Source organism: Streptococcus sp. 27098_8_86, assembly GCF_041432595.1.
Classification (GTDB): domain Bacteria; phylum Bacillota; class Bacilli; order Lactobacillales; family Streptococcaceae; genus Streptococcus; species Streptococcus pneumoniae_F.
Map to the genome: position 1 here is coordinate 20,242 of NZ_JAPVZW010000005.1, position 25,651 is coordinate 45,892.

The following is a 25,651-nucleotide window of genomic DNA, read 5'->3' on the forward strand; positions in this document are numbered from 1 at the left end:
CTACTTGTGAAAAAACGAATCACCATTGTAATTCGTTTTATTTATGATTCCGTTTGAGTGAAAAATGATCTGGGACGGGGTCCTTACCTGTTTTCGACCAGGGATGGCAACGTAAAATCCGAGACAAGCCCATCAAAACACCCTTGAAGCCATGTTTTTCAATAGCCTGAATCATATAGTTGGAACAAGTTGGCTCAAAGCGGCAAGAGGGTGGAAAGGCTGGCGAGATAAAACGTTGGTAAAAGCGCACAGGCGCTATTAAAATTCGTTTCATTATTTCTTGGTTACAGCCATGGTGTGTAGTTGGCTGATTTCTTTTTTATTAAGACGACGGAATTCTCCTGGACGGAGTCCTGTCAAGTCTAGATGTCCGAAACGGGTCCGTGACAACTTATCTACTTGGAGACCGACAGCTTCAAACATCTTTTTAACCTGGTGGTTACGCCCTTCATGGATAGTCAACTGCACCACAGAGCGGTTTTTGACTGGGTCCACTTTGAGAATCTCATAGACAGCCGGCTTGGTTTTCTTACCATCAATCTCAAGTCCACGGGTCAAGGGGCGGAGATTGTCCTTATTGGCCACACCTTTAACACGCGCAACATAAACCTTGTCAATCTCATTACGGGGGTGAATCATCTCGTCTGTAAAATCCCCATCATTGGTCAAAATCAAGACTCCTGATGTATCCCAGTCCAAACGACCTACAGGGTAGATGCGCTCTTTCACGTTGGGCAAGAGGTCGACAACCGTCTTGCGGCCCTTGTCATCTGTCACACTGGAAATAACACCGCGTGGTTTGTTAAGTAGATAATAGACCTTTTCTTCGTTGTAGATAGGTTGACCTTCAACTTCGACCTTGTCGCCTGACTTGATAGTGGTTGCTAGTTCACGTACCACCTGGCCGTTAACCGTCACCAAACCTTGCTTAATCAGCTCTTCTGCTTTTCTCCTACTGGCCACACCTGCGTGGGCAATATACTTATTGATTCTCATCTTCTTCTATCCTTTCACCAAATAATTGGCTTTCTTGGGCTTGGATCTCAAGCTCATCAATCACTGGTAATTCTTCTAAATGGTTTATCCCCATGTAATCTAGGAAATAATCCGTAGTCACATAGAGGTTGGGGCGCCCCAACACTTCTTTTTTCCCGTCTTCTCGTATCAAGTCAAAGGCCTGCAACTTTGCCAAGGCCCCACTCGAGTTGACCCCACGGATGGCATCAATCTCTATCCGTGTGATGGGCTGCTTATAGGCAATGATGGACAAGGTCTCAAGGGCAGCCCGAGATAAACTCTGGTTGATAGGTGCCTTAGAGTATTCCTTCAAGATCTCTGAAAACTGAGGCTTGGTCACCAATCTATAAGCGCCCCCTGTCTCAATCAGGGCCAAACTGGAATCTGGGTCCTTTTCATACTTCTGAGATAATTTTTCTAAACTCTGTTGGATGCCTGTCGGTGGCAGAGAGAGGAGTTCAGCTAACTGGCGGACTCTAATCCCATCTTCACCCGCTACAAACAAGAGCGCTTCTATTTTTGCTAAAGTACTCATCTTTCCTCTCTATCAAGTCTAGCTTTGGGCCACTTGACTTTCTTCCTTCTTTTCCATGAGATAAATATCTCCGAAACTTTCCTCTTGCACGAGGATCAGCTCCTGTGTTTTGATTAACTCTAGGGTTGCTAAAAAGAGGGTAATGACCTCTTGGACATTCTGGGCTTCCTTAAACAAATCCTGCAAGCGCAATTGATCTCGTCCAGTCAAGGACTCTTTTACGATGACCATCATGTCCTCAATCTTATACTCATCCCGCAAGATAGTCGTGTGCTTCTGTGCAAACTCTTCTTTTTTCTTGGCTAGGATATTTGAAAAAGCCAAAAAGAGGTCAATGGTTGTCTTGTCATGCACAAGCTCCGCATCTTCGTAAATCAACTCTGTCGGCGCTTTGGAATAGTGCTGGGCCCGTTCCTGGTGCTTGGCTTCCAAGTGCTCACCCAAGAGCTTGAACTTGCGGTATTCTTCGATTTGAGAGAGAAGATCCTGCTCTAGGTCATCTTCCAAATCTGTCACTTCCGCTACCTTTGGTAAGAGCTTGCGGCTCTTGATCAGCATGAGCTGACTGGCCATAACCATGTACTCCCCCGTCACTTCCAGACGCATGGCCTGCAGAGTTGAGACATAGGCTAGATACTGTTCGATGACTTCCGTAATGGGCACATCGTAGATATCCATCTGGTACTTAGAAACTAGGTGCAAAAGCAAGTCCAGAGGCCCTTCAAAATCTTTTAATTTAATATCCATTATCTATATTTTTCTAAGGTCAGGACTGTTTTTAATCCTAATTTTTTTGCAATTTCGTACAAATCGACCTTCTTTTCAATTTGTCGTAGAATGAACTGTTCCCGCAAGGCTTGGGCTGATAGTGCTGGAAAACCTTTCTCCTTGACAAAAGCTTCTAGCTGACGGAAGGCCCACTGACGAGAATAGGCTTTCCCTGTCCTTTCAAAAAGATAGGTCTGGCCCATCAAGGGTTCTAGCTCTGAAAGCAAGCTCGTGGGAATGGTGACAATCCTCTGTTGAGAAGCCTTCTGGATTCTCAACACCTGAAAGTCCAGATTGATATCCGCAACCTTTAGAGCTAAAATCTCACTCGGCAAGAGCCCCATTTCTAGGATTAAGAGCGCTAGCAAGCGACCCTCTGAATAGTCACTTTCCTGCCAAAAAGAGGCTAAGTCTAGAATTTCTGGCTTTTCCGTCTTCTTTTCAGCTTGTTTGGCTAATTCCAAACGATAAAAGCTATCCACTTCTCCTTTTTGATAGAGAAAGTAGAGAAATTGGTTACAGGCCGAAATCTTTCGCTTCTGGGCGCTGATTTTTAGATTGGCTAGTTGGGCTTGGTAAATCTTGAGACTGGTCTCAGAAATCCGCTCGCCTACAATGTCTAAAAATTGCTCCAGATCATACTTATAGGACTGCTTGGAATTGGCAGACAAGCCCTGCTTTTCCTCTAAAAAATCTGAAATTCTGTCTCTCATTTGCATCGAATCTCATATTCCTTACTAAAGTCATGCAAGAGGGCATTCACTGCCTTGAGGATAGACTTGCGCGTGATGATCCCTTGGAAAATCCCTGACGCATCCACAACCGGCAAGAAGGACTCATCTACCAACTTGTGCAAGACCTCCGTAATAGTAAAATCAGGCGAGACAACCGCTACGTCCGTTCTCGTCATATGAACGATATCCGTATCTGCCATGATTTCTTGATTCAAGTCATGCTCCATCTGATAAGCCATAATATCTCTAAGCCCAATAGTTCCAACAAACTGTCTTTCATCTGTCACAACGGGAACACGGGTATAGGTCATCTGACTGAGCAAGAGGGTCGCATGATCCGCATTGTGGGTATCAATCAACACAGCTAGATTTTCAGCAGGGGTCAAAAAAGTTTCCTCTTGCCCCAGCAAGAAAGTCTCAAACTCCTTGGCAATCATCTGCTAAACTCCTTGGACAAGCCTGGATACACCTCGTGGTTTCGTGTCAAAAAGTCCACTTTGAAATAACTATCATCAATCTCCACACGAGCATAGAGACATTCTCTGATGGTACCACGTGGTTGACTGATAGAGCCTGGATTTAGAAAGAGAGTCTTGCCTTCCATCCAAGCGCTTGGCACATGCAAGTGACCATAGAGGCAGATATCGGCCTCTTCCTCCTGAGCCCAGTAGTCCAACTTTTGAAAATTGAAATTGATGTCAAACAAGTGACCATGGGTTTGGATAATCTTGGTCGAACCAAGCTCGGTCACCAAACGTTCTGGGTAGCCGGCGTAGAAGTCCATGTTCCCTTTAACAACACGGATGCCTTCCCAAAGGGGAGAATCAGGACGCAGTTCAGAATCGCCGTTATGAAAAACGGCGTCAACTTTTCCCACATAGCGATCACGGATTTCTTCCACAATCAAGCTATCGCCATGGGAATCACTCATTACAATGATGGTTTGCTTTGCCATGATGGAAATACCTCCAAAAGTTTCTTAACGGCTAAGGCGCGGTGAGATTGGCTATTTTTTTCTTCAAGGGTTAACTCAGCTGAGGACTTGCCTGTCTCTCCTACAAGGAAGAGAGGGTCATAGCCAAAGCCATTTTCACCCTTAGGTTCAAAGTTAATGTAGCCTGGCCAGTCTGCTTCAACAACCAAACTTTCCTTGTTTGGGTTGGCTACGACTAGGGTTGTATGGAATTGAGCCGAGCGGTCCTTGAGTTCAAAGACCATGGCCAATTCGTGCAAGAGTTTGGCATTGTTTTCACGGTCAGTAGCTCCCACACCTGCGAAACGAGCTGACCAGACACCTGGCAAGCCACCAAGGACATCGACTTTGAGACCTGAGTCATCTGCCAAAACCATCTTGCCCGTTAATTGAGAAATGGTTTCTGCCTTGAGACGGGCATTTTCTTCAAAGGTCATGCCTGTTTCAGCTACTTCAGGCAGGTCAGGATAGTCATTAAGATTTTCCACATCGTAGCCTAACTTATCAAAGATAGCTCGGAACTCTTTGGTCTTGCCTTCGTTTCGAGTTGCAATCAATAAGGTTTCTCTGACCTTGTTTGTCTCAAAGAAGGCTTCTACATCAACACCTTCTTTGGGTAATTCTACATGCAGGAGTTGCCCATTTTCAACCAAGAGCAAAGCCCCCTGACGTTGGATGACTTCCACATTTCGTCCCATTTCTTGGTTAAGGATATCTACCACAAAAGACAATAAACGATAGAGAGAACCATAGCGTAAAACAGTAACAGAAACAGGAAAACCTCGATCCTCATCTCGAAATCTTTGGGCAAACTCCAATAGAGGAAAATCCAAGTCATCATCCGTCAACGTCCGGACGCCACCAAAAATACCATAGGACCCAACATACCAGTCCTGGTCATCCTTGTATTCATAAATTTTATTTGTCATAATTCTACATGCTCCACATAAATCTCTTTTTCCAGCCATTCTTCACCAATTTGTGCAAAACTTTGGCTGCTGGCTGTTGTGTAAAAACGGTGATGGAGTGGTCCGGCATCACGACCACGATTGATTTCAAAATAATTGAGTAAGACTGAAATGTCCCGTACGCACTCTGCCCCACTATCGATAAGTTGAACCTTGGGCCCCATAACATTTTGAATAATAGGTCTGAGCAGTGGATAATGGGTACATCCCAAAATCAGGCTATCCACCTTTCCAACCAAGGGACGCAGGGTTTCATAGACTACTTTCTTGGTGACACTGGTTGACAGGGCACCAGACTCCACCAAGGGAGCAAACTTGGGACAGGCCAAACTCTCCACCTGTAAGTCCGGATCCAGATCGTTGATTTTCTGACGATAGATGTCAGATTGGACCGTCATGGGCGTTCCAATGACTCCGATTTTCCCACCTTGGCTGGACTTGATGGCTGCTGAAGCTCCTGGCAAAATTACACCCAAGACAGGAATATCTAGTTGAGCCTTGATTTCTTCCCAGACGACCGCAGTCGCAGTGTTACAAGCAATGACAATCATTTTGACATCCTTGGTCAAGAGAAAGTTGACCAACTGCCAAGTATATTCACGAATTTGCTCAGCAGGACGGGGACCATAGGGCGCCCGTGCCGAATCTCCAATATAGACGATTTCTTCATGGGGAAGCTGGCGCATGAGCTCGCGCACAACGGTCAAGCCCCCGACACCCGAATCCAAAAAACCAATTGGTCGATTATCCATACAGTCTTCTTTCTAGTCTTTTTTCTGATTGATAGTTCATTATGATTATTGATCCTTATAAACTGAATGACAGCCTAATCAATAACTATCTCTCTTAATCATAATCAAATATCAATAGAATGCAAGGAAAAAGTCTCATCCCTAAACCATAGTCAACATAGTGAGAAGTCTGGAACTTTCATCCCAGACTTTTCCTTATTTATTTTTTCTTTTTATTGTTAGCAAGGGCTGCCTTTTGTTGGCGGATGATTTGGTGGTAAACTTGTTGCACCTTAGCTTCGCTTGGTTTTTGACCATTTGCACTCAAAAGAGTACGAACTGCTTCAGCATTCAAACGTGGGTTGTCAGCGAATTCTTTTTCGATTTGCTTACGAACCAAGTACATTCCCCCAAGAGCTCCTCCTAGAAAAGCTAGCACAATCAATACAATTGCTAATAGTAAATCCATCATATTTCTCCTGTTTCTTTTTGAGTCTCTTTCATTATACCACAAACTAGCCACCCTGACCAGTTTGTTTTACGCTTTCAGAGATGAGTAGGCTGTAATTAAAGTTGGCTTATTGTTCTAGTCAAAACTAGAAAGAATATAAAAAATACACTCTCTTACCATTCGTTTCCTCCACTTTTTTAATACAAAACAATATCAAATATATATCCTTCTCTAATCCTCTTGACAACACTTCATTAGCTGGTAAAATTAGATTAACAATACAATATAGAAACAAAAGTTCGCCTCATTAAAAATGAAAGCGCTTTTAATTAATAAAGGAGGTTTCTATGGAAAAAATTTGGAGGGAGAAATCCTGTCGCTACAGTATTCGAAAGCTAACAGTCGGCACAGCCTCTGTTTTGCTTGGAGCGGTTTTTCTAGCTAGTCATACCGTCTCTGCTGATACTATTGAAGTACAGCAAAACGAGCCTGCATTAGAGAAAACTACAGTTAAGACAGACACTATAACAAAAGCAAGTGAATCAACTGAGCATACACAGTCAAACGTGCCAATTGATCATAAAAAACCAGTTCTAGCTAATAATAGTTCTTCTGAAAGTAAACCCGCTAATGCTGATGTTACTTCTGCTACAACTAATCAAGCCAGTACTGAGGCTATTGTAAAACCTAATGAAAATAAGGAAACCGAAAAACCAGAACTACCTGTGACAGAACAAAGCAACTATCAGCTAAACTATGATCGACCAACAGCTCCTTCCTATGATGGCTGGGAAAAACAAGCACTCCCAGTTGGGAATGGTGAAATGGGTGCTAAGGTTTTTGGTCTCATAGGCGAGGAGAGAATCCAATACAACGAAAAAACTCTTTGGTCAGGTGGTCCGCGTCCCGACAGTACCGACTATAACGGAGGAAACTATCAGGAACGGTATAAAATTTTAGCAGAAATTCGTAAGGCTCTTGAAGACGGAGATCGCCAAAAAGCCAAACGATTAGCTGAACAAAATCTAGTTGGACCAAACAACGCCCAGTATGGACGTTATCTAGCCTTTGGTGATATCTTCATGGTCTTCAATAACCAGAAAAAGGGGCTGGATACAGTTACAGACTATCACCGTGGTTTGGATATCACAGAAGCCACTACTACAACTTCTTACACCCAAGATGGAACGACCTTTAAAAGAGAAACCTTCTCAAGTTACCCTGATGATGTCACCGTGACCCACTTGACCCAAAAAGGGGACAAAAAACTTGATTTTACAGTTTGGAATAGCTTAACAGAAGATTTACTTGCTAACGGAGACTACTCAGCGGAATATTCTAACTACAAGAGTGGCCATGTTACGACAGACCCAAATGGTATCCTACTAAAAGGTACAGTCAAAGATAATGGCCTCCAGTTCGCATCCTATCTAGGAATTAAAACGGACGGAAAAGTTACTGTTCATGAGGATAGTTTAACGGTCACAGGGGCCAGCTATGCTACGCTTTTACTCAGTGCCAAGACTAACTTTGCTCAGAATCCAAAAACAAACTATCGCAAAGACATTGACCTCGAAAAAACAGTTAAAGGCATTGTAGAAGCAGCTAGGGGCAAAGACTACGAGACACTTAAAAAGAACCATATCAAAGACTATCAAAGCCTCTTTAACCGCGTCAAACTAAACCTAGGTGGAAGCAATGCTGCTCAAACGACAAAAGAGGCCCTTCAGACCTATAACCCTAGCAAAGGGCAAAAACTGGAAGAACTCTTCTTCCAATACGGACGTTATTTATTGATTAGTTCATCTCGTGATCGGACAGATGCCCTTCCTGCCAACCTACAAGGAGTCTGGAATGCCGTAGACAATCCACCTTGGAACGCTGACTACCACCTCAATGTCAACTTGCAAATGAACTATTGGCCAGCCTACATGAGCAATCTAGCTGAAACAGCCAAGCCAATGATCAATTACATTGACGATATGCGTTACTATGGCCGTATCGCTGCTAAGGAATACGCCGGTATCGAATCCAAAGATGGACAAGAAAATGGCTGGCTGGTTCATACCCAGGCGACACCATTTGGCTGGACTACTCCTGGTTGGAATTACTATTGGGGTTGGTCGCCAGCAGCTAATGCCTGGATGATGCAGAACGTCTATGACTACTATAAATTCACCAAGGATGAAAGTTATCTAAAAGAAAAGATCTATCCAATGCTCAAGGAAACTGCTAAGTTCTGGAACTCCTTCTTGCACTATGATCAGGCCAGCGACCGTTGGGTATCTTCTCCATCCTATTCACCTGAACACGGTACCATTACCATTGGAAACACCTTTGACCAATCACTAGTCTGGCAGCTATTCCATGACTACATGGAAGTCGCTAACCATCTAAATGTCGACAAAGACTTAGTTACAGAGGTCAAGGCTAAATTTGACAAACTAAAACCACTTCACATTAACAAAGAAGGACGTATCAAGGAATGGTACGAAGAAGACAGTCCACAATTCACCAACGAAGGCATTGAAAACAACCACCGTCACGTTTCCCATCTAGTTGGTCTCTTCCCAGGTACGCTCTTTAGCAAGGATCAGGCTGAATATTTAGAAGCTGCGCGTGCTACCCTCAACCACCGTGGAGATGGTGGTACTGGTTGGTCTAAGGCCAATAAAATCAACCTCTGGGCTCGTCTCTTAGACGGTAACCGTGCTCATCGCTTGCTCGCTGAACAGCTCAAATATTCAACCCTAGAAAACCTTTGGGATACACACGCACCTTTCCAAATCGATGGAAACTTTGGAGCAACCAGTGGAATTGCAGAAATGCTTCTTCAATCACACACTGGCTACATTGCACCATTGCCAGCCCTTCCAGATGCTTGGAAAGACGGTCAGGTTTCTGGTCTGGTTGCTCGTGGTAACTTTGAAGTCAGCATGAAGTGGAAAGATAAAAACCTGCAAAGCTTGTCCTTCCTGTCAAATGTCGGTGGAGACCTAGTTGTAGATTATCCAAATATCGAAGCCAGTCAGGTTAAGGTTAATGGTAAATCTGTCAAAGCAACTGTTCTGAAAGATGGCCGCATTCAACTGGCAACACAAAAAGGTGATGTCATTACCTTTGAACATTTCCCTGGTCGTGTAACCAGTCTGACAGCAGTTAGACAAAATGGAGTCACTGCCGAACTCACCTTCAACCAAGTAGAAGGTGCTACCCACTATGTTATCCAAAGACAAGTGAAAGACGAATCTGGCCAAACCTCTGCAAGCAGAGAATTTGTGACCAATCAAACCCATTTTATCGACCGTTCACTCGACCCTCAACTCGCCTACACTTATACTGTTAAGGCTATGCTGGGTAATGTTTCTACACAGGTATCCGAAAAGGCCAATGTCGAAACCTATAACCAATTGATGGATGACCGTGATAGCCGAATCCAATACGGTTCTGCATTTGGAAACTGGGCAGACTCAGAATTATTTGGAGGAACAGAGAAGTTTGCCGACCTTTCACTAGGTAACTATACAGATAAAGATGCGACAGCAACTATTCCTTTCAATGGTGTTGGCATTGAAATCTATGGTCTCAAATCATCTCAATTAGGAATCGCTGAAGTCAAAATCGATGGTAAATCAGTCGGTGAACTGGACTTCTATACTGCAGGTGCAACTGAAAAAGGTAGCCTTATCGGTCGCTTCACAGGATTGTCAGATGGTGCTCATGTGATGACTATCACTGTAAAACAAGAGCATAAACACCGTGGCAGTGAACGTTCCAAAATCTCCTTAGACTACTTTAAAGTTTTACCGGGACAAGGAACAACCATTGAAAAAATGGATGACCGTGACCCTCGCATTCAATATGGATCTCAATTCAAAGATTGGAGCGATACTGAATTATATAAGAGCACAGAAAAATATGCGGACATCAATAACGCCGACCCAAGTATCGCTTCAGAAGCTCAGGCAACCATTCCATTTACTGGAACAGGAATTCGAATTTACGGACTCAAAACATCCGCTCTCGGAAAAGCTCTCGTGACACTAGATGGCAAAGAAATGCCAAGTCTAGACTTCTACACTGCTGGCGCTACCCAAAAGGCAACCTTAATTGGAGAATTTACTAATCTGACAGATGGTAATCATATTTTGACATTGAAAGTTGATCCAAATTCACCAGCAGGTCGCAAGAAAATTTCTCTAGATTCATTTGATGTGATTAAGGCTCCAGCTGTAAGCTTGGATAGTCCAAGTATCGCACCACTTAAGGAAGGGGATAAAAACATCTCTTTAACTCTTCCAGCTGGAGATTGGGAAGCCATCGCTGTGACCTTCCCAGGCATCAAAGATCCACTCGTTTTACGCAGGATAGACGATAATCATCTAGTTACGACTGGAGATCAGACTGTCTTATCAATCCAAGATAATCAGGTACAAATCCCTATCCCTGACGAAACCAATCGAAAAATTGGAAATGCGATAGAAGCTTATTCTATCCAGGGAAATACAACAAGCAGTCCTGTAATAGCTGTCTTTACCAAAAAGGATGAGAAGAAGGTTGAGAATCAGCAGCCAACTACAAGCAAGGGAGATGACCCTGCTCCTATTGTAGAAATTCCTGAATACACTAAGCCTATCGGTACAGCTGGACAGGAACAACCGCCTGTAGTAAATATTCCGGAGTATACTAAACCTATCGGTACAGCCGGACAGGAACAACCGCCTGTAGTAAATATTCCGGAGTACACTAAACCTATCGGAACGGCTGGACAAGAACAGCCACCTACCATTTCTATTCCTGAGTACACTGAGCCTATCGGAACGGCTGGACAGGAACAACCGCCTGTAGTAAATATTCCGGAGTACACTAAACCTATCGGAACGGCTGGACAAGAACAGCCACCTACCATTTCTATTCCTGAGTACACTGAGCCTATCGGCACAGCAGGACTAGAACAACCGCCTACTGTTTCTATCCCTGAGTACACGAAACCTATCGGCACAGCAGGACTAGAACAACCACCTACTGTTTCTGTTCCTGAATATAAACTTCGTGTCTTAAAGGATGAAAAGACTAAAGTTGAAATTATTGGAGGAGCGACTGACTTAGAGGGAATTTCTCACATTTCTAGCAGACGTGTATTAGCTCAAGAACTATTTGGTAAGACCTATGATGCTTACGATCTTCACCTTAAAAATTCAACAGATCAGAGTTTGCAACCAAAAGGGACTGTCTTGGTCCGCTTGCCTATTTCCTCTGCTGTCGAAAATGTCTACTACCTAACTCCATCAAAAGAATTACAGGCACTTGATTTTACTATTCGCGAGGGAATGGCAGAATTTACGACTAGTCATTTCAGCACCTATGCTGTTGTTTATCAAGCTAATGGAGCATCAACTACTGCAGAGCAAAAACCAAGTGAAACAGATATCAAACCATTGGCCAATAGCTCTGAGCAAGTTTCATCTAGTCCAGACCTTGTTCAACCGACAAATTATTCTCCTAAAGAACAACTTCCAGCTACTGGTGAAACATCCAATCCACTACTATTCTTGTCAGGATTGAGTCTAGTCCTAACAGCAACTTTTCTACTTAAGAGTAAAAAGGATGAATCAAACTAACGTCTAACCACACAAAAATCAGGATGAAGATAAGCTTCATCCTGATTTATTTTTTACAGTAGGTATAAAAAGGCTAGTGTCAAAAGACTTGCTAGAAGCCCCACTCCCCAAAAGAAGAAGTCGACCTTCCACTCGCTCCAAGGACTTCCCTTACCAGACAATCCTCCAAGCTCAAAATGGTGATGCACAGGCGTCATACGAAAAATACGTTTACCACCTGTCAGTTTGAAATAACTGACTTGCATCATAACCGAAGTTGTTTCAAAAACATAAACAATTCCGATAATCAAGAGAGTCCATTCTTGGTGGAGGGCCATAGAGATAGCTGCCAGCATTCCACCTAAAGCCAAACTTCCCACATCCCCCATAAAGACTTTAGCAGGCTTATGGTTAAAGACAAAGAAACCAAGCAAACCACCAATCATGGCCAGAATCACTAGAAGGATATCCATCTGACCTTGCACATAGGCAATAACTCCATAAGCAGACAAGCTAATCACAACGGAAATACTAGCTAGACCGTCAATACCATCTGTCAAGTTGACTGCGTTTGAAAAACCAACTAACCAGAAAAGAGCGAAGACAATATAGAAAAACCCTAGATGCACTTGGTAGCCAAAGACAGAAAGCATATCGCCCCCACGCTCATAGAAAAGGTAGAAAATGACACCACCTAGAAGTTGAAGAGCCAATTTCTGTTTGGGGTTTAGCCCCTCATTGATCTTTCGGAAGACCTTGAGAAAGTCATCTAAAAAACCAACCAAACCATACAAGACCAAAATAAACAAAATCATACCAACATTATTGGTCAATTGTTTCGAAAAAAGAGCGACGAGGAAACTCACCACAACTGCAGCAATGAGGAAAACAAGCCCCCCCATTGTAGGAGTCCCAGCTTTTGCCTGGTGCTGTTTGACATCCTCATGCATCTGCTGGCCTGTAATTTGCGCCTTTCTATAAAATTGGATAAAGGCTGGAATACCAATAATTGTTAATAAAAAGCTAAGAATTCCAGCACTGATGGAACTAATCATGTTAATCTCCTAAAGTTACTTTCAAATTTTTAATATCTTTGATGGCAGTATTGGCACGAACACTTTGTTTTTGAACCGTTTTACCTGTACCATCCCACTCTATTTCAATATTCAACCATTTGGCAAATGCTTGAACATTTTCCTGTGTCCAACCATACATGTCTGGAATTTCTTCTACCTTATCCGATAAAAGGAGAACTTGTTGGTTTGGTGCAAGATTTTTTCCTTCTTCTACAGAAGTCTCTTTAATCTTTGTTCCAGTACCGACAACGATTGGTTGCACAATATTTCGACGTAAGGCTTCCGCCAAATCACCAGGTGAAATATCCTTGATGCTAGGCATTGCATACGAAGATTCTGTCGTCACTTGATCTAAATTCTTAGCTGGAGATTGAAGGTTCAGAGATTCTTTCATCGCTGAAGCCCGCTCCAAGATTGGATTGGAAAACTCTCCCAACTGGACAGCTGAATAATGCTCAGGCTGTTGAACCGTTACATATAAGATAAAATCAGGATTTTCCGCCGGATTCATTGATACAACTGAAAATATATAATTAGTTGCACCAACTAAGTATCCTCCATTTTTCTCATCCGCAATTTGAGCAGTACCTGACTTAACTGCCACATTTTGTCCGGGAACTGTTATGATTGGTTTCCCTGTTAGATGATTATACATGGTCCCGTAAAAAGGATCCGTTCCAACTAAGATCATGTGATTTCGAGTTGTGCTTGCTGCCTCTTTGGAAACAGGATTTCCTACTATTTCTTTTTGTGACTTACGTACAGACTGATTGTTAGTATCATAAATAGCACTTATAAATTTTGGCTCCAGCATAACTCCATCATTAGCAATAGCTGTAAAGGCACGAAGCATTTGTGTTTGTGTCACTGAAATTCCTTGCCCAAATGAGCTTTGAGCAATATTAACAATATTATCAGCTGGAAGTTGACCAGCGTATTCATCTGTCAAGCCAAAGCGAGTTGGAACCCCAAATTTAAAGCGTTTTAGATAATCCAACCAAGTAGCATCTCCCATTTTTTGTTCAAGTAGACTCATTCCAACATTACTGGAGTGAGCGAAACCTTGTAAGAAAGTCATCATCCTACCAGTAGTCAAACCACCATTAACATCCCAATCTCGAGTCGTCGCATCCGCTATTTTGAATTCACTGCTATTGAAGTATTCTCCACTTGGGAAGGTATTATTATCAATAGAAGAAGCTAACGTCATAACCTTCATGGCTGATCCTGGTTCATAGTTACTTTGATAAAGAATATCACGCCAAACAAAGTCCTCAGTGATTCCTTCTTTAGTATCTGCATTAAAGGTAGGTCGTTGGGTGGTAGCGAGGATTTCACCGGTCTTTGCACTGACCAAGGTCGCGGTCATATACTTACCTTTTACTTTTTCTAGAAAGGCATCCATCTGAGTTTCCATGAAAGATTGTAGCGGACTAGACAATGTTGTATAAACATCCTTGCCATCCACAGTTTGTTGCGATACCAGTTCTGTACCTGGTACGATATTTCCTACACGGTCTTTTTCATAGGTAATAATACCGTCTGTCCCAGCAAGAATGGTATTTAAAGAACTCTCCAAACCAGAAGTCCCTAACAAACTCTTACTACCATCCTCATTTTCATGAAGTTGGGCTAAGCCAATAAAGCTAGAAGCAAATTGTCCATTTGGATAGCTTCTGTTAGGGCTAGTTGTAAAGTCAATCCCTTCCACACTAGCATCTTTCAAATCTTTTTTAATAGCCATCATATTGGCATATGTAATCCCATTTCCTTTTGCACCAAAGGAAACTTGGGTCAGATTTGGTTGAGCTAATTGCTCTTTCACATAAGCTTCATCCATGTCTAAATACTTATGGAAGACTTCAGCTACCTTATTAAACTGCGAATCCTCTACATAAAGAATTTTTCCAGTTGCTGACTTGTATTTTTTATCAATAACAGCATACACGTTATAAGAGGTCGCATCTTCAGCGATAGGCACTCCATTTCGGTCATAGATAGTCCCACGTTTGGCAGGAACTGTTCGGGTTGTTTGGTGAACCTTTTTAGCCTCTTTTACCAAGTCAGTACCAAATATATTACCTTTTGCGATAATATACGCAAAATTGGCCAAAAAGAGGCCGAAAAGGGCAACAGCTAAAAAGCTGAGATACTTGCCAACTATCCTACGGTTTTTTGCTGGAGATTTACGATTTTTTATCGCAAATCGGGTTATTTTTTCTGTCCATTTCATATCTTACTCCGCTGTTCGGATATTTTCATTATTCAATTTCAAATCTTTTTGATTTGCTATTTCTTTCAAGCGCTCGGAACGAATCAATTCATTCACTTCCTGCTTAGCATCATCCAGCTCTGTCTTCTTTTCCTCTATCTGCGCATTGATTTTTGTTAAATCACTTTGCACTTGCAAGAGTCGTGTCTGCATAAAGATGATACTCACTGCTAAAACGAGAGCCGTAAAAGCGATGGAAAGATAAAAAGCCTTCTCCACACGTGAGAATTTTTTTATACGATTCTGCAAGAATTGACTGGTTGTTTCTTTCTTATCTACCATTTTTTCCTCTTACTTGTGAATTTTTCTGGCCACGCGCAACTTAGCTGAGTGCGAGCGGTTATTGGCTTCTAATTCTTCTGCACTTGGCAAGATTGGCTTACGGGACACCAATTCCATCTTAGGCTTGAGATCATCTGGGATGAAAGGCAAACCTTTTGGAACTTCAACCGTTGAAGCCTCCTTGAACAATTGCTTGGTCAAGCGGTCTTCTAGTGAATGGAAGGTAATCACTGAGATTCTACCATCTAGAGCCAACATATCCATAGCCTGCTGGATAGATTCATCTGCAGCTCCCAGTTCATCATTGACTTCAATCCGAATAGCTTGGAAAATCTGCTTGGCAGGATGGCCCTTCTTCTTGAGCTCCTTAGCAGGCTTAGCCGACTTGATGATCTCTGCCAACTCAGTCGTTGTCTCGATTGGCTTGACTTCACGTGCTTGTTCAATCTTACGCGCAATCTGTTTAGAAAACTTATCCTCACCATACTTGAAGAAAATACGAACCAAGTCATGATAGTCATAGTGATTCACCACTTCATAAGCTGTCAGACTAGCTTCCTGATTCATCCGCATGTCCAGTGGCGCATCCTTTTTATAAGAAAAACCACGCTCACGCTGGTCCAATTGAGGACTAGACACTCCCAAGTCATAACAAATTCCATCAATTTCCTGAACACCAGCTTCGCGCAAACGTGCCTGTAAATGACGGAAGTTATCCTTTATAAAAGTCACCATCCCCTTTTCAATGTAAGGTGCCAAACGTTTTTGCGCATTGTCAATGGCATTCTGGTCCTGGTCAAAGGCATAGAGATGGCCTTTTTCACTTAATTTACTTAATAAATATTCGCTATGGCCTGCTCCACCCAAAGTCGCATCAACGTAAACACCGTCAGGTTTCACATCAAGCATATCAATCGTTTCGTGGAGTAAGACCGTTACATGATGAAATTCTTTTGTCATATCCTATCTATTTTACCATAAATCCGACCAGCTTGCACTAGTCAGGCAAATAGGTCAAGAAAAGTAAGATTTCTTTAAGAAATATGTCAAATATGCTTGACATTCACTCTATAGAAGAATATAATATAGTCAAATATATGCGACATGAGTCAGAAAGGAGACCAGATGAATCGTGTGAAAGAATTTCGCAAGGAACTAGGTATTTCCCAGCTCGAACTAGCCAAGGATATCGGTGTCTCGAGACAAACCATCAATATGATTGAGAACGACAAGTACAATCCAACTCTGGAACTCTGTCTCAATCTCGCCCGCAGCCTCCAAACTGACCTCAACAGTCTCTTTTGGGAGGATGATTTTTAAAAAAGGAGCCAACACATGAAAAAAGAAACCTTCACTGAAAAACTGATCAAGCGCACATACGGTATTTCTGATCCACTTGACGAATACAAACGACGCGAGGCAGACCGTATAGGTAACCAAGTCTTTATCGTCCTCTTTTATCTGATGATTTTCGGAAATCTTATTCCACTCCTTCTGGCCTATAAATACCCTCAAGAAGTGGCTCTAATCTATCCTCCTCTGATTTTAGTGATTGCCCTCATCGCTGCTAGCTATCTCACCTACCAAATGCAAAAAACAGGGATTACAACTATTGAACCAGATATGCTGAGTGAGAAAGAAAGTAAGCAACTATACTACCCAGGTCTTAAAGCAGGTTTGTTCTTTGGTCTATGGATGTTTTTTATAACTCCTCTTCTCAGTATACTCATAGGTGAAGGTCAGGACTATTTTCATTCTCTTCTCACTATAAGAAATGGTGTATCAAGCATTCTCGGTTCTATCTTCTTCGGAGCAAGCATACAGTTCCTCATCTCCCGTCGCATTGCAAAAACTAAAAAAGAGCAAGATGAGGATTAGGAGGTGCCCTATGAAATCACTAGTAACTTTACTATTCAGTCATATTTTTGTCAGCATCTTTATTACCTTCGTCCTGTTTTCTGGACATATTACGCGTCCTTTCTTGATCATTTTCCTTTTATTTCTTCCTTTGCTGAACAAGGGACAAATACTTCAGAAAATCCAATCCAAAAAAATACGCCTTCTAAACGTATCTCTCTGTTTTATTCTCGTATCCTTCCCACAACTTTTAAGGAGTCCTGCAGATTGGAGATACCTAGTATTTCTAACAACCTGTATCATTTTTAGCTTGATTTACTTCTATACTTTCTATCAACTCGTTAAAGAAGTCAATCAAAAACCACTCATTTAGGAGAAATCACCCATGAAAAAAGAAGACTTAACAACTCGCCTACTTCGAAATTTCTTTCATATCCAAGGGCCTTTTGATGAATGCCGTCAAGAGGTTATCTACAAGGCTTGCGCCCGTTCCATGATCCAAATCTTTTACTCTTCCTTCATTCTCTTCCTATTCTATATTTTGTTCGGAAGCTTTATAGAAATTGTTCGAAATGTTATGCCCTACATCTATTTTGGACTCATTTTGTTCATGAGTATAAAAGCTCAAAAAGCCGTCCAAGAGCTTCATCTTGAAAAGGATGACAAATCAGAAATCATTCTCAAAACCTACAGCAAAGCCCAAATCAAATTCCGAAGCTGGATTGTGTTTATCGGTATTCAGATTGGCTTCTTTACCTTACTCATCTTTCATAAAGTCTTCGTTCAGCAGATGTCCCTTTCAGATTTTGGAAAGTTGCTCATGCAATTCGATAAAAGTGTTCCTTTCCTGATGTATAGCCTGATTATCGGTAGCATTTTCGGAACCCTGACCTACGGATTTCTATCCCTACAGGAGGAAAAAACTCCTAAAAATACCAAATAGGAGGAGAAAAGCAAGCAATGACTTCACTATACGATTTTTCAGTCTTGAACCAAGACCATCAAGAAACTCCACTAGAGACCTATCGTGGTAAGATTCTCTTGGTTGTCAATACTGCTACTGGATGTGGTTTAACGCCCCAGTACCAAGGACTTCAAGAACTCTATGATCGCTATCAAGAACAAGGTTTTGAGATTTTAGACTTCCCTTGCAATCAGTTTATGGGACAAGCACCAGGTAGCGCAGAGGAAATCAATGCCTTCTGTAGCCTACACTATCAAACCACCTTCCCACGTTTTGCCAAGATCAAGGTCAACGGTAAGGAGGCAGATCCTCTCTATGTTTGGTTGAAAGAACAAAAATCTGGCCCACTTGGAAAACGAGTCGAATGGAATTTCGCTAAGTTTCTCATCGGTCGTGATGGGCAGGTCTTTGAACGCTTCTCTTCAAAAACAGACCCTAAACAAATTGAAGAGGCCATACAAACACTACTCTGATTTTTTTTGAATACATTCTTTCATTTAGTTTAATTCTTGAAAGGATGTATTTTTTCTTTAAAAAGTGAAAGAATTTCTTTAAATTAGGTTTACTTTCTCTATTGCATTTCTTGGAACAATTTAGTATATTTGTTATGTTAAGGTTTTTAGGTTATTTTAAAGATTAAGATAACAATTTTAATTTTTTTATTCTAAAATGAAAGCGCTTAAACAGAGGGGGTAATTAGTCTCAAACTATTGCACAAAATCTAACTATCGCTAAAGAAAATCGTTTCCAAGTCATACTTGGGCTCAGACAGTAGCTGACTGTCTTGATTCAAACTAGGAGTACATTATGAATCGATACCTTTTTGAAAAAGAGCAAACTTTTAGCATCAGAAAATTAACCGTTGGAGTTGCTTCGGTTATGGTCGGACTCGCTTTTTTTGCATCTGGTACAGCACTAGCTGACGAAGCAAAAATTGAAACTACAAGCTCTCAACCAAATGTAGAAAAATTGGCCGAAGTTGAAAAAACCAAACCAGAAGTCAAAAATGAAAGTCCTGTAATTTCTACACCTCAAGAGTCAGAGAAAGCAGAGAAAGCAGAAAAAACTGTTAAACCAGTAGAAGAGAAGACTGTAGCAGAAACTAAAACTACTGACTTGCTTCCTGAAGAAATCCACGATCAAGCTTATCCTGATGCACCCGTAAAAAACATAGATACTTCAGCAATCGTAGACAAGAAGGATAGTCCTAAAGTTGAGACAGAAAGCATTCTAAAAAACAAGGAAGAACTTCCAAAAGAAGCTGAAAATGGTAATCGTGCAATTATCAACGGTGGTCTAGATTTGAAGCACGTCCCTTATGAAGGACAACCTGCTACTGCTGCTAGTATGATTTACACTATTTACAATGGTGGTTCCCAACGCTATATCGTGTCTGGTTCTGGTATTTTTGTGGCACCAAATGTCATCTTGACTGTTGCCCACAACTTTTTAGAATCAAACCGTGATACAAAAGAAGGACATATTCGAGGCGGAGATTCTGCTAAGTTTTACTATAACCTCGGTTCTAATTCTGCTGTTCGCAATTCTCAACCTGTAACGGGTAATACTACTCTATTCAAAGAAGAAGATATTCATTTTTGGAACAAGAAAGAATTTGGAAAAGGATATCAAAATGACTTGGCTGCTGTTGTAGCACCTGTTCCTCTTCAAATCGCTAGTCCAAATAAAGCTGCTACCTTTGTTCCCTTGGCAGAAAATAAAACCTATCAACCTGGGGACCCTGTTAGCACGATTGGGTATCCAACTGACTCAAGCTCACCTGAGCTCAAAAAACCAATTGTAGCTGGTCAACTTTACAAGGCTGATGGTGTCGTGAAATCTGTTGATAATTATGATGATAAAGGCTCAAAAGGCATCACCTATCATATGACTTCTGTTTCAGGCCTTTCAGGTGCTGGTATTATCAACGGTGATGGTAAAGTAGTCGGTGTTCACCAACACGGCACAATTGAAAACGGCATCCCTGACAAAGACCGTTTCGGTGGTGGGATCGTCCTCTCACCTGAGCAAGTCAAATGGGTAAAAGATATTATCGCAAAATATGGTGTCAAAGGTTGGTACCAAGGTGATAATGGGAAACGATATTACTTTACTCCTGAAGGAGAAATGTTCCGAAATAAAACTGCTGTTATTGGTGAAAATCAATATTCTTTCGATGAAAATGGCGTTGCGACACTCATTAAAGGAATCGATTACGGACGTGTAGTGGTTCAACACGTAGATGAAACTGGTAATCCAATCAAAACTGATGATACTTTCGTTGAAAAGACTGAAGTTGGAACAGCTTTTGACTATGACTTCAAAAAAGAAATCTCTAAGACCGACTTCTATACAAAAAATCAAGAGAAATACCAGATTGTCTCTATTGATGGCGTCGAAATCAACAAACAACTCAAAGATGAGTGGACCTACAACGTCGTCAGCAAAACAGCTCCAGGAACACGGGTCATCAAGGTGGTTTATAAAGTGAATAAAGGTTCATTTGCCATTCATTATCGTTTGAAAGGCTCAGAGCAAGAATTAGCAGATGTTGTTACTGATAATAATGACGGAAAAGAATACGATGTTTCCTTTGTAAACACTTTTGAAGCAAAAGAAATCGCAGGCTACCGCGCAATCACTCCACGCTTAGAAGCCAGCATCCAGCACAAGGGTGTGAATGATGTCGTCTTTGAATACGAAAAAATCTCTGATAGCTCTAATCCGACTTCAACTGTTTTACCTGCTGCTCATCCAGAAGATAAGGAAACAGAAATTGGAAATCACGGTCCCCTTCCAAGCAAGGCTCAACTTGATTATCACAAGGAAGAATTAGCTGCCTTCATCCACTATGGTATGAATACTTATACTAATTCTGAGTGGGGACATGGAAATGAAGACCCTAAAAACTTCAATCCAACTAACTTAGATACAGATCAATGGATCCGTACTCTAAAGGAAACTGGCTTTAAACGAACTATTATGGTTGTCAAACACCACGATGGTTTCGTTATTTACCCATCTAAATATACAAATCATACCGTAGCTGCAAGTCCATGGAAAGATGGAAAGGGTGACCTTTTAGAAGAAATCTCTAAATCGGCTACTAAATACGATATGAACATGGGTGTTTACCTATCACCATGGGATGTTAATAGCCCTAAATATAAGGTAGCTACTCAAAAAGAATACAACGAATACTACCTCAATCAACTAAAAGAAATCCTTGGTAATCCAAAATACGGTAATAAGGGTAAATTTATCGAAGTTTGGATGGATGGAGCACGCGGTAGCGGTGCCCAAAAAGTAACCTACACTTTTGATGAGTGGTTCAAATACATCAAGGAAGCTGAAGGAGATATCGCTATCTTCTCTGCCGAACCAACAAGTATCCGTTGGATTGGAAATGAGCGTGGTATCGCCGGTGACCCTGTATGGCATAAGGTCAAGAAAGCAAACATCACCGAAAATGTTAAGAACGAATACCTTAACCACGGTGACCCTGACGGAGATATGTACTCTGTAGGAGAAGCAGATGTTTCCATCCGCTCTGGCTGGTTCTACCACGATAACCAGCAACCAAAATCCCTCAAAGAATTGATGGATATCTACTTCAAGTCTGTTGGTCGTGGAACGCCACTTCTTCTCAACATTCCACCAAACAAAGAAGGTAAATTCGCAGATGCTGACGTGGCTCGCTTGAAAGAATTCAAAGCGACTCTAGATCAAATGTATGCGACTGACTTTGCCAAAGGAGCAACTGTAACAGCAAGCTCGACTCGTCAGAACCATCTCTACAAAGAAAGCCACCTTACAGACGGTAAAGATGATACTAGCTGGGCTCTTTCAAATGATGCCACAACAGGTAGCTTCACAGTCGATTTGGGACAAAAGAGACGCTTTGACGTTGTCGAACTCAAGGAAGACATCGCCAAAGGTCAGCGTATCTCTGGTTTCAAGATTGAAGTCGAAATCAACGGTCGCTGGGTGACTTACGGAGAAGGTTCAACTGTTGGTTACCGTCGCTTGATTCAAGGCAAGCCTGTAGAGGCACAAAAAATCCGTGTAACCATCACCGGAGCTCAAGCAACTCCAATCTTAACCAACTTCTCAGTCTACAAGACACCAAGTAGTATCGAAAAGACAGACGGCTACCCTCTTGGACTTGAATACCACTCAAATACAACAGCGGATACAGCCGGTACAACTTGGTACAATGAATCTGAAGGTGTTCGTGGCACTTCTATGTGGACCAATCAAAAAGATGCCAAAGTAAGCTATACTTTCACAGGAACCAAGGCCTATGTCGTCTCTACAGTTGACCCAGGTCATGGAGAAATGTCCGTCTACGTTGATGGCCAAAAAGTTGCGGATGTGCAAACTAAGAACACTAGCCGTAAACGCAGCCAAAAAGTATATGAAACAGACGATTTAGCACCTGGCCAACATACCATTACCCTTGTTAATAAAACAGGTGAACCAATTGCTACAGAAGGAATCTACACTCTAAACAATAACAGCAAGGGTATGTTTGAGCTTGAAGCAACTTCTTACGAAGTCGAAAAAGGAAAACCAGTCACTGTTAAAATTAAACGTGTTGGTGGAAGCAAGGGTACTGCTACTGTTCGCTTCATCACAGAACCTGGAACTGGGGTTCACGGTAAAGTTTACCAAGATACAACTCAAGATGTGACTTTTGAAGATGGAGAAACAGAAAAGACTGTTACCATCCCAACGATTGACTTTACAGAACAAGCTGACTCTATCTTTGACTTCAAAGCCAAGCTCACTTCTGTTTCTGATGGTGCTTTACTCGGTTTTGCTACCGATGCAACCATCCAAGTGATGAAAGCTGAATTGCTGATCAAGGATCAAACAAGTTATGATGACCAAGCTAGTCAGTTGGATTACAGTCCTGGCTGGCACCATGAAACCAATTCAGCAGACAAGTACCAAAAAACGGAGTCTTGGGCTTCCTTTGGTCGCTTAACTGATGAACAAAAGAAAAAGACAACTGTCACAGCCTACTTCTACGGTACTGGACTTGATATCAAGGGCTATGTTGATCCAAATCATGGTATCTACAAAGTCTTCCTAGATGGCAAAGAAGTTCCTTACCAAGATGGCATGGGAAATGCGTCGACTATTGAGGGCAAGAAATACTTTAGCGGTCACGCTGCTCAACGCCAAGGCAATCAAACTCTGGTTAGCCTAAAAGGTCTTGATGAAAACTTGCACGCAGTCACCCTTCAACTAGATCCTGATCGAAACGATTTGTCTCGAAACATCGGTATCCAGGTGGATCAATTCATCACTCGTGGTGAAGGAAGCGAACTCTACAGCAAAACACAAATCCTTCAATCTCTCTCTAAATGGAAAGACGACTTATCTAACTTTGATCCAAGTGGTTTGAAAAATACAGCAACTGCACGCCAAGCATTTAAGTCTAATCTTGATAAACTCACTGCACAATTAAGTTCTGATACGGTAAATGTACAAGATGTGATGTCAACAGTCACTGCTTTGCAAGATATTCTTAGCAAAGACGAAAATTACCAAAAATCTGGAGACGAAACAAGTCCAGAACAACCAGTTGAACCAAAACAACCTGAACAGCCTGAAATCAATTACGATAAGGCTATGGCTAGCCTGACTGAAGCTATCGAGAAAAAAGTGGCTGAACTTGGTACTAACAACGATGCTAAGAAGAGATTAGTTGAAATTACTGATAAAGCAATCGCAGCTATCCAAGAAGCGAAGACTCAAGAAGACGTCAACAAAGCCCTCAATAACGCTCTTGAACAAATCAAGCAATTGCAACCTAGCCAACCAGAACAACCAGTTGAACCGAAACAACCTGAACAGCCTGAAATCAATTATGATAAGGCTATGGCTAGCCTGACTGAAGCTATCGAGAAAAAAGTGGCTGAACTTGGTACTAACAACGATGCTAAGAAGAAATTAGTTGAAATTACTGATAAAGCAATCGCAGCTATCCAAGAAGCCAAGACTCAAGAAGACGTCAATAAAGCCCTCAATAAGGCTCTTGAACAAATCAAGCAATTGCAACCTAGCCAACCAGAACAACCAGTTGAACCAAAACAACCGGAACAGCCTGAAATCAATTATGATAAGGCTATGGCTAGCCTGACTGAAGCTATCGAGAAAAAAGTGGCTGAGCTTGGTGCTAACAACGATGCTAAGAAAAAATTAGTTGAAATTACTGATAAAGCAATCGCAGCCATTCAAGAGGCTAAGACTCAAGAAGATGTCAATAAAGCTCTCAATAACGCTCTTGAACAAATCAAGCAATTGCAACCTAGCCAACCAGGACAACCGGTTGAACCGAAACAACCTGAAAAACCAATTACTTCTTCAAGTCCTGAAGAAGGAGTTAAAGAGCTTACCTTCCAACTCCCAAGTTTGGATATTGTCAAGAAGGCAGTACCATTCAGGACTATCCGTCGCGAAAATCCACAATTAGACAAAGGGAAAGAACAAGTTCTAGCAGAAGGGAAAGATGGTGCTATAATCGAGTATGTCGAAGTAGATGGCAGCAATCGTAAGGTAGTTCAAACTGAATCAACTCCAGCTCTAGACCGAGTGATTGAAGTCGGGACTAAACAAAGTTCTGTAGGAACAGAGGCACCACCAGTTGTAACCCTTCCTGAGTATCTTCTACCAAAAGAACCTGAAAAACCAATTACTTCTTCAAGTCCTGAAGAGGGAGTTAAGGACCTTGTCTTTAAGCTTCCAAGTTTGGATATTGTCAAGAAGGCAGTACCATTCAAGACTATCCGTCACGAAAATCCAAACTTAGATAAAGGAAAAGAGAAAGTTCTAGCAGAAGGGAAAGACGGCCTGCTAATTGAGTATGTCGAAGTAGATGGTAGCAATCGCAAGGTAGTCCAAACCAAATCAACTCCAGCTTTAGACCGAGTAATCGAGGTTGGAACTAAACAAAGTTCTGTAGGAACAGAGGCGCCACCAGTTGTGACTCTCCCTGAGTATGTTCTACCTAGAGAAACTGAAAAACCAGCTCCTGCAGTTGTAACAGAAGATTTACCAAGAAAAGATGAAAAAGCACCTGTTGCTACTACAGTTAGACAAGACAAGGAAAAACAACTCCCAGAAACTGGAGAGCAAGAAGCAAATGCCTTCTTATTCTTGGCTGCTATTACTTCAGTATTGTCTCTACTCATCTTCCAAAAGAATTTCAAAGACTAATTAAAATCTTTACTTAATTCTTTTCAATGATTCTAGTTCCCCCAAAGAGAAGACCAGCCGGTCTTCTCTTTTTCTATATATAAATCAAAAAATATCCATAAATTTCTATGGATATCTTAGTATCTATAAAACAGAATGATTATTTGGGATAAGTATTTTCGAATTCAACTACGATATCAAGTACACAATCATCCAA

General features: G+C 41.7%; 21 protein-coding genes. 7 read left to right on the forward strand and 14 right to left on the reverse strand.

The genetic code is table 11. The annotated features are described in order from the left end of the window. Positions 1–37 precede the first annotated feature (37 nt). The 10 genes from yidD to O3616_RS05750 form a co-directional block, all read right to left on the reverse strand. Entirely contained in the window at positions 38–274 is a 237-nt protein-coding gene (gene yidD / locus O3616_RS05705; RefSeq protein ID WP_004260985.1) for a membrane protein insertion efficiency factor YidD, read from the reverse strand. Continuing rightward, positions 274–996, reverse strand: coding sequence for a pseudouridine synthase (locus tag O3616_RS05710; protein ID WP_070842233.1), 723 nt, complete (start codon positions 994–996; stop codon positions 274–276). Before O3616_RS05710 ends, yidD begins: the two co-directional genes overlap by 1 nt. Further along, positions 983–1,552, reverse strand: a complete 570-nt coding sequence (scpB, locus tag O3616_RS05715) for an SMC-Scp complex subunit ScpB (RefSeq protein WP_061590224.1) — start codon at positions 1,550–1,552, stop codon at positions 983–985. The genes O3616_RS05710 and scpB overlap by 14 nt, the downstream gene beginning before the upstream one ends. Before the next feature lie 18 nt (positions 1,553–1,570). Continuing rightward, positions 1,571–2,299 (reverse strand): segregation/condensation protein A, encoded by a 729-nt coding sequence (locus tag O3616_RS05720; RefSeq protein ID WP_049493670.1) that lies wholly within the window; start codon positions 2,297–2,299, stop codon positions 1,571–1,573. Then, positions 2,299–3,033, reverse strand: a complete 735-nt coding sequence (gene xerD, locus O3616_RS05725) for a site-specific tyrosine recombinase XerD (RefSeq protein ID WP_371638346.1) — start codon at positions 3,031–3,033, stop codon at positions 2,299–2,301. Before xerD ends, O3616_RS05720 begins: the two co-directional genes overlap by 1 nt. After that, positions 3,030–3,491, reverse strand: a complete 462-nt coding sequence (gene cbpB / locus O3616_RS05730; RefSeq protein ID WP_371638347.1) for a cyclic-di-AMP-binding protein CbpB — start codon at positions 3,489–3,491, stop codon at positions 3,030–3,032. The genes xerD and cbpB overlap by 4 nt, the downstream gene beginning before the upstream one ends. Further along, entirely contained in the window at positions 3,488–4,009 is a 522-nt protein-coding gene (locus O3616_RS05735; protein ID WP_001118953.1) for a metallophosphoesterase, read from the reverse strand. The genes cbpB and O3616_RS05735 overlap by 4 nt, the downstream gene beginning before the upstream one ends. Continuing rightward, positions 3,985–4,995, reverse strand: coding sequence for a nucleoside-triphosphate diphosphatase (locus tag O3616_RS05740; RefSeq protein ID WP_371638348.1), 1,011 nt, complete (start codon positions 4,993–4,995; stop codon positions 3,985–3,987). Before O3616_RS05740 ends, O3616_RS05735 begins: the two co-directional genes overlap by 25 nt. Beyond that, complete coding sequence (racE, locus tag O3616_RS05745) at positions 4,953–5,747, reverse strand: glutamate racemase (RefSeq protein ID WP_049493675.1); 795 nt, start codon at positions 5,745–5,747, stop codon at positions 4,953–4,955. Before racE ends, O3616_RS05740 begins: the two co-directional genes overlap by 43 nt. Positions 5,748–5,946: 199 nt before the next feature. Next, positions 5,947–6,195, reverse strand: a complete 249-nt coding sequence (locus O3616_RS05750; RefSeq protein ID WP_000364990.1) for a YneF family protein — start codon at positions 6,193–6,195, stop codon at positions 5,947–5,949. A gap of 329 nt (positions 6,196–6,524) precedes the next feature. Between O3616_RS05750 and O3616_RS05755 the strand changes: the two genes are divergently transcribed. Beyond that, a complete protein-coding gene (locus O3616_RS05755) occupies positions 6,525–11,798 on the forward strand; it encodes an SIALI-17 repeat-containing surface protein (RefSeq protein WP_371638349.1) in 5,274 nt (1,757 codons plus the stop codon). 53 nt (positions 11,799–11,851) lie between these two features. Here O3616_RS05755 and mraY read toward each other — a convergent pair whose 3' ends face one another. The 4 genes from mraY to rsmH are packed head-to-tail and all read right to left on the reverse strand — an operon-like array spanning position 11,852 to position 16,367. Then, on the reverse strand, positions 11,852–12,832 hold the full coding sequence (gene mraY, locus O3616_RS05760) for a phospho-N-acetylmuramoyl-pentapeptide-transferase (RefSeq protein WP_371638350.1): 981 nt from the start codon (positions 12,830–12,832) through the stop codon (positions 11,852–11,854). A gap of 1 nt (position 12,833) precedes the next feature. Beyond that, on the reverse strand, positions 12,834–15,086 hold the full coding sequence (pbp2X, locus tag O3616_RS05765; protein ID WP_371638351.1) for a penicillin-binding protein PBP2X: 2,253 nt from the start codon (positions 15,084–15,086) through the stop codon (positions 12,834–12,836). A 3-nt stretch (positions 15,087–15,089) separates the two neighbouring features. Then, complete coding sequence (gene ftsL, locus O3616_RS05770; RefSeq protein ID WP_371638352.1) at positions 15,090–15,407, reverse strand: cell division protein FtsL; 318 nt, start codon at positions 15,405–15,407, stop codon at positions 15,090–15,092. A 9-nt stretch (positions 15,408–15,416) separates the two neighbouring features. Beyond that, the gene (rsmH, locus tag O3616_RS05775; protein ID WP_000159432.1) at positions 15,417–16,367 is read right to left on the reverse strand and encodes a 16S rRNA (cytosine(1402)-N(4))-methyltransferase RsmH; all 951 of its coding nucleotides are present in this window, start codon (positions 16,365–16,367) and stop codon (positions 15,417–15,419) included. 165 nt (positions 16,368–16,532) lie between these two features. Between rsmH and O3616_RS05780 the strand changes: the two genes are divergently transcribed. From O3616_RS05780 to O3616_RS05805, 6 genes are all read left to right on the forward strand, one after another. Next, positions 16,533–16,727, forward strand: a complete 195-nt coding sequence (locus tag O3616_RS05780) for a helix-turn-helix transcriptional regulator (RefSeq protein ID WP_001082470.1) — start codon at positions 16,533–16,535, stop codon at positions 16,725–16,727. A gap of 15 nt (positions 16,728–16,742) precedes the next feature. Next, on the forward strand, positions 16,743–17,285 hold the full coding sequence (locus tag O3616_RS05785; protein WP_371638353.1) for a DUF3278 domain-containing protein: 543 nt from the start codon (positions 16,743–16,745) through the stop codon (positions 17,283–17,285). Positions 17,286–17,295: 10 nt separating this feature from the next. Further along, positions 17,296–17,637 (forward strand): hypothetical protein, encoded by a 342-nt coding sequence (locus O3616_RS05790; RefSeq protein WP_260468271.1) that lies wholly within the window; start codon positions 17,296–17,298, stop codon positions 17,635–17,637. Positions 17,638–17,649: 12 nt separating this feature from the next. Further along, positions 17,650–18,207 (forward strand): DUF3278 domain-containing protein, encoded by a 558-nt coding sequence (locus O3616_RS05795; protein ID WP_371638354.1) that lies wholly within the window; start codon positions 17,650–17,652, stop codon positions 18,205–18,207. A 17-nt stretch (positions 18,208–18,224) separates the two neighbouring features. Beyond that, complete coding sequence (locus tag O3616_RS05800; protein WP_371638355.1) at positions 18,225–18,701, forward strand: glutathione peroxidase; 477 nt, start codon at positions 18,225–18,227, stop codon at positions 18,699–18,701. Between the two features lie 334 nt (positions 18,702–19,035). Next, positions 19,036–25,455: an alpha-L-fucosidase gene (locus tag O3616_RS05805; protein ID WP_371638356.1), complete on the forward strand. Its 6,420-nt coding sequence runs from the start codon at positions 19,036–19,038 to the stop codon at positions 25,453–25,455. Positions 25,456–25,651 lie beyond the last annotated feature (196 nt).

Excerpts from the sequence above, each read along its gene's own strand:
- yidD (WP_004260985.1), bottom strand. The coding sequence starts at position 274 with ATGAAACGAATTTTAATAGCGCCTGTGCGCTTTTACCAACGTTTTATC.
- O3616_RS05710 (WP_070842233.1), bottom strand. The coding sequence starts at position 996 with ATGAGAATCAATAAGTATATTGCCCACGCAGGTGTGGCCAGTAGGAGA.
- scpB (WP_061590224.1), bottom strand. The coding sequence starts at position 1,552 with ATGAGTACTTTAGCAAAAATAGAAGCGCTCTTGTTTGTAGCGGGTGAA.
- O3616_RS05720 (WP_049493670.1), bottom strand. The coding sequence starts at position 2,299 with ATGGATATTAAATTAAAAGATTTTGAAGGGCCTCTGGACTTGCTTTTG.
- xerD (WP_371638346.1), bottom strand. The coding sequence starts at position 3,033 with ATGAGAGACAGAATTTCAGATTTTTTAGAGGAAAAGCAGGGCTTGTCT.
- cbpB (WP_371638347.1), bottom strand. The coding sequence starts at position 3,491 with ATGATTGCCAAGGAGTTTGAGACTTTCTTGCTGGGGCAAGAGGAAACT.
- O3616_RS05735 (WP_001118953.1), bottom strand. The coding sequence starts at position 4,009 with ATGGCAAAGCAAACCATCATTGTAATGAGTGATTCCCATGGCGATAGC.
- O3616_RS05740 (WP_371638348.1), bottom strand. The coding sequence starts at position 4,995 with ATGGCTGGAAAAAGAGATTTATGTGGAGCATGTAGAATTATGACAAAT.
- racE (WP_049493675.1), bottom strand. The coding sequence starts at position 5,747 with ATGGATAATCGACCAATTGGTTTTTTGGATTCGGGTGTCGGGGGCTTG.
- O3616_RS05750 (WP_000364990.1), bottom strand. The coding sequence starts at position 6,195 with ATGGATTTACTATTAGCAATTGTATTGATTGTGCTAGCTTTTCTAGGA.
- O3616_RS05755 (WP_371638349.1), top strand. The coding sequence starts at position 6,525 with ATGGAAAAAATTTGGAGGGAGAAATCCTGTCGCTACAGTATTCGAAAG.
- mraY (WP_371638350.1), bottom strand. The coding sequence starts at position 12,832 with ATGATTAGTTCCATCAGTGCTGGAATTCTTAGCTTTTTATTAACAATT.
- pbp2X (WP_371638351.1), bottom strand. The coding sequence starts at position 15,086 with ATGAAATGGACAGAAAAAATAACCCGATTTGCGATAAAAAATCGTAAA.
- ftsL (WP_371638352.1), bottom strand. The coding sequence starts at position 15,407 with ATGGTAGATAAGAAAGAAACAACCAGTCAATTCTTGCAGAATCGTATA.
- rsmH (WP_000159432.1), bottom strand. The coding sequence starts at position 16,367 with ATGACAAAAGAATTTCATCATGTAACGGTCTTACTCCACGAAACGATT.
- O3616_RS05780 (WP_001082470.1), top strand. The coding sequence starts at position 16,533 with ATGAATCGTGTGAAAGAATTTCGCAAGGAACTAGGTATTTCCCAGCTC.
- O3616_RS05785 (WP_371638353.1), top strand. The coding sequence starts at position 16,743 with ATGAAAAAAGAAACCTTCACTGAAAAACTGATCAAGCGCACATACGGT.
- O3616_RS05790 (WP_260468271.1), top strand. The coding sequence starts at position 17,296 with ATGAAATCACTAGTAACTTTACTATTCAGTCATATTTTTGTCAGCATC.
- O3616_RS05795 (WP_371638354.1), top strand. The coding sequence starts at position 17,650 with ATGAAAAAAGAAGACTTAACAACTCGCCTACTTCGAAATTTCTTTCAT.
- O3616_RS05800 (WP_371638355.1), top strand. The coding sequence starts at position 18,225 with ATGACTTCACTATACGATTTTTCAGTCTTGAACCAAGACCATCAAGAA.
- O3616_RS05805 (WP_371638356.1), top strand. The coding sequence starts at position 19,036 with ATGAATCGATACCTTTTTGAAAAAGAGCAAACTTTTAGCATCAGAAAA.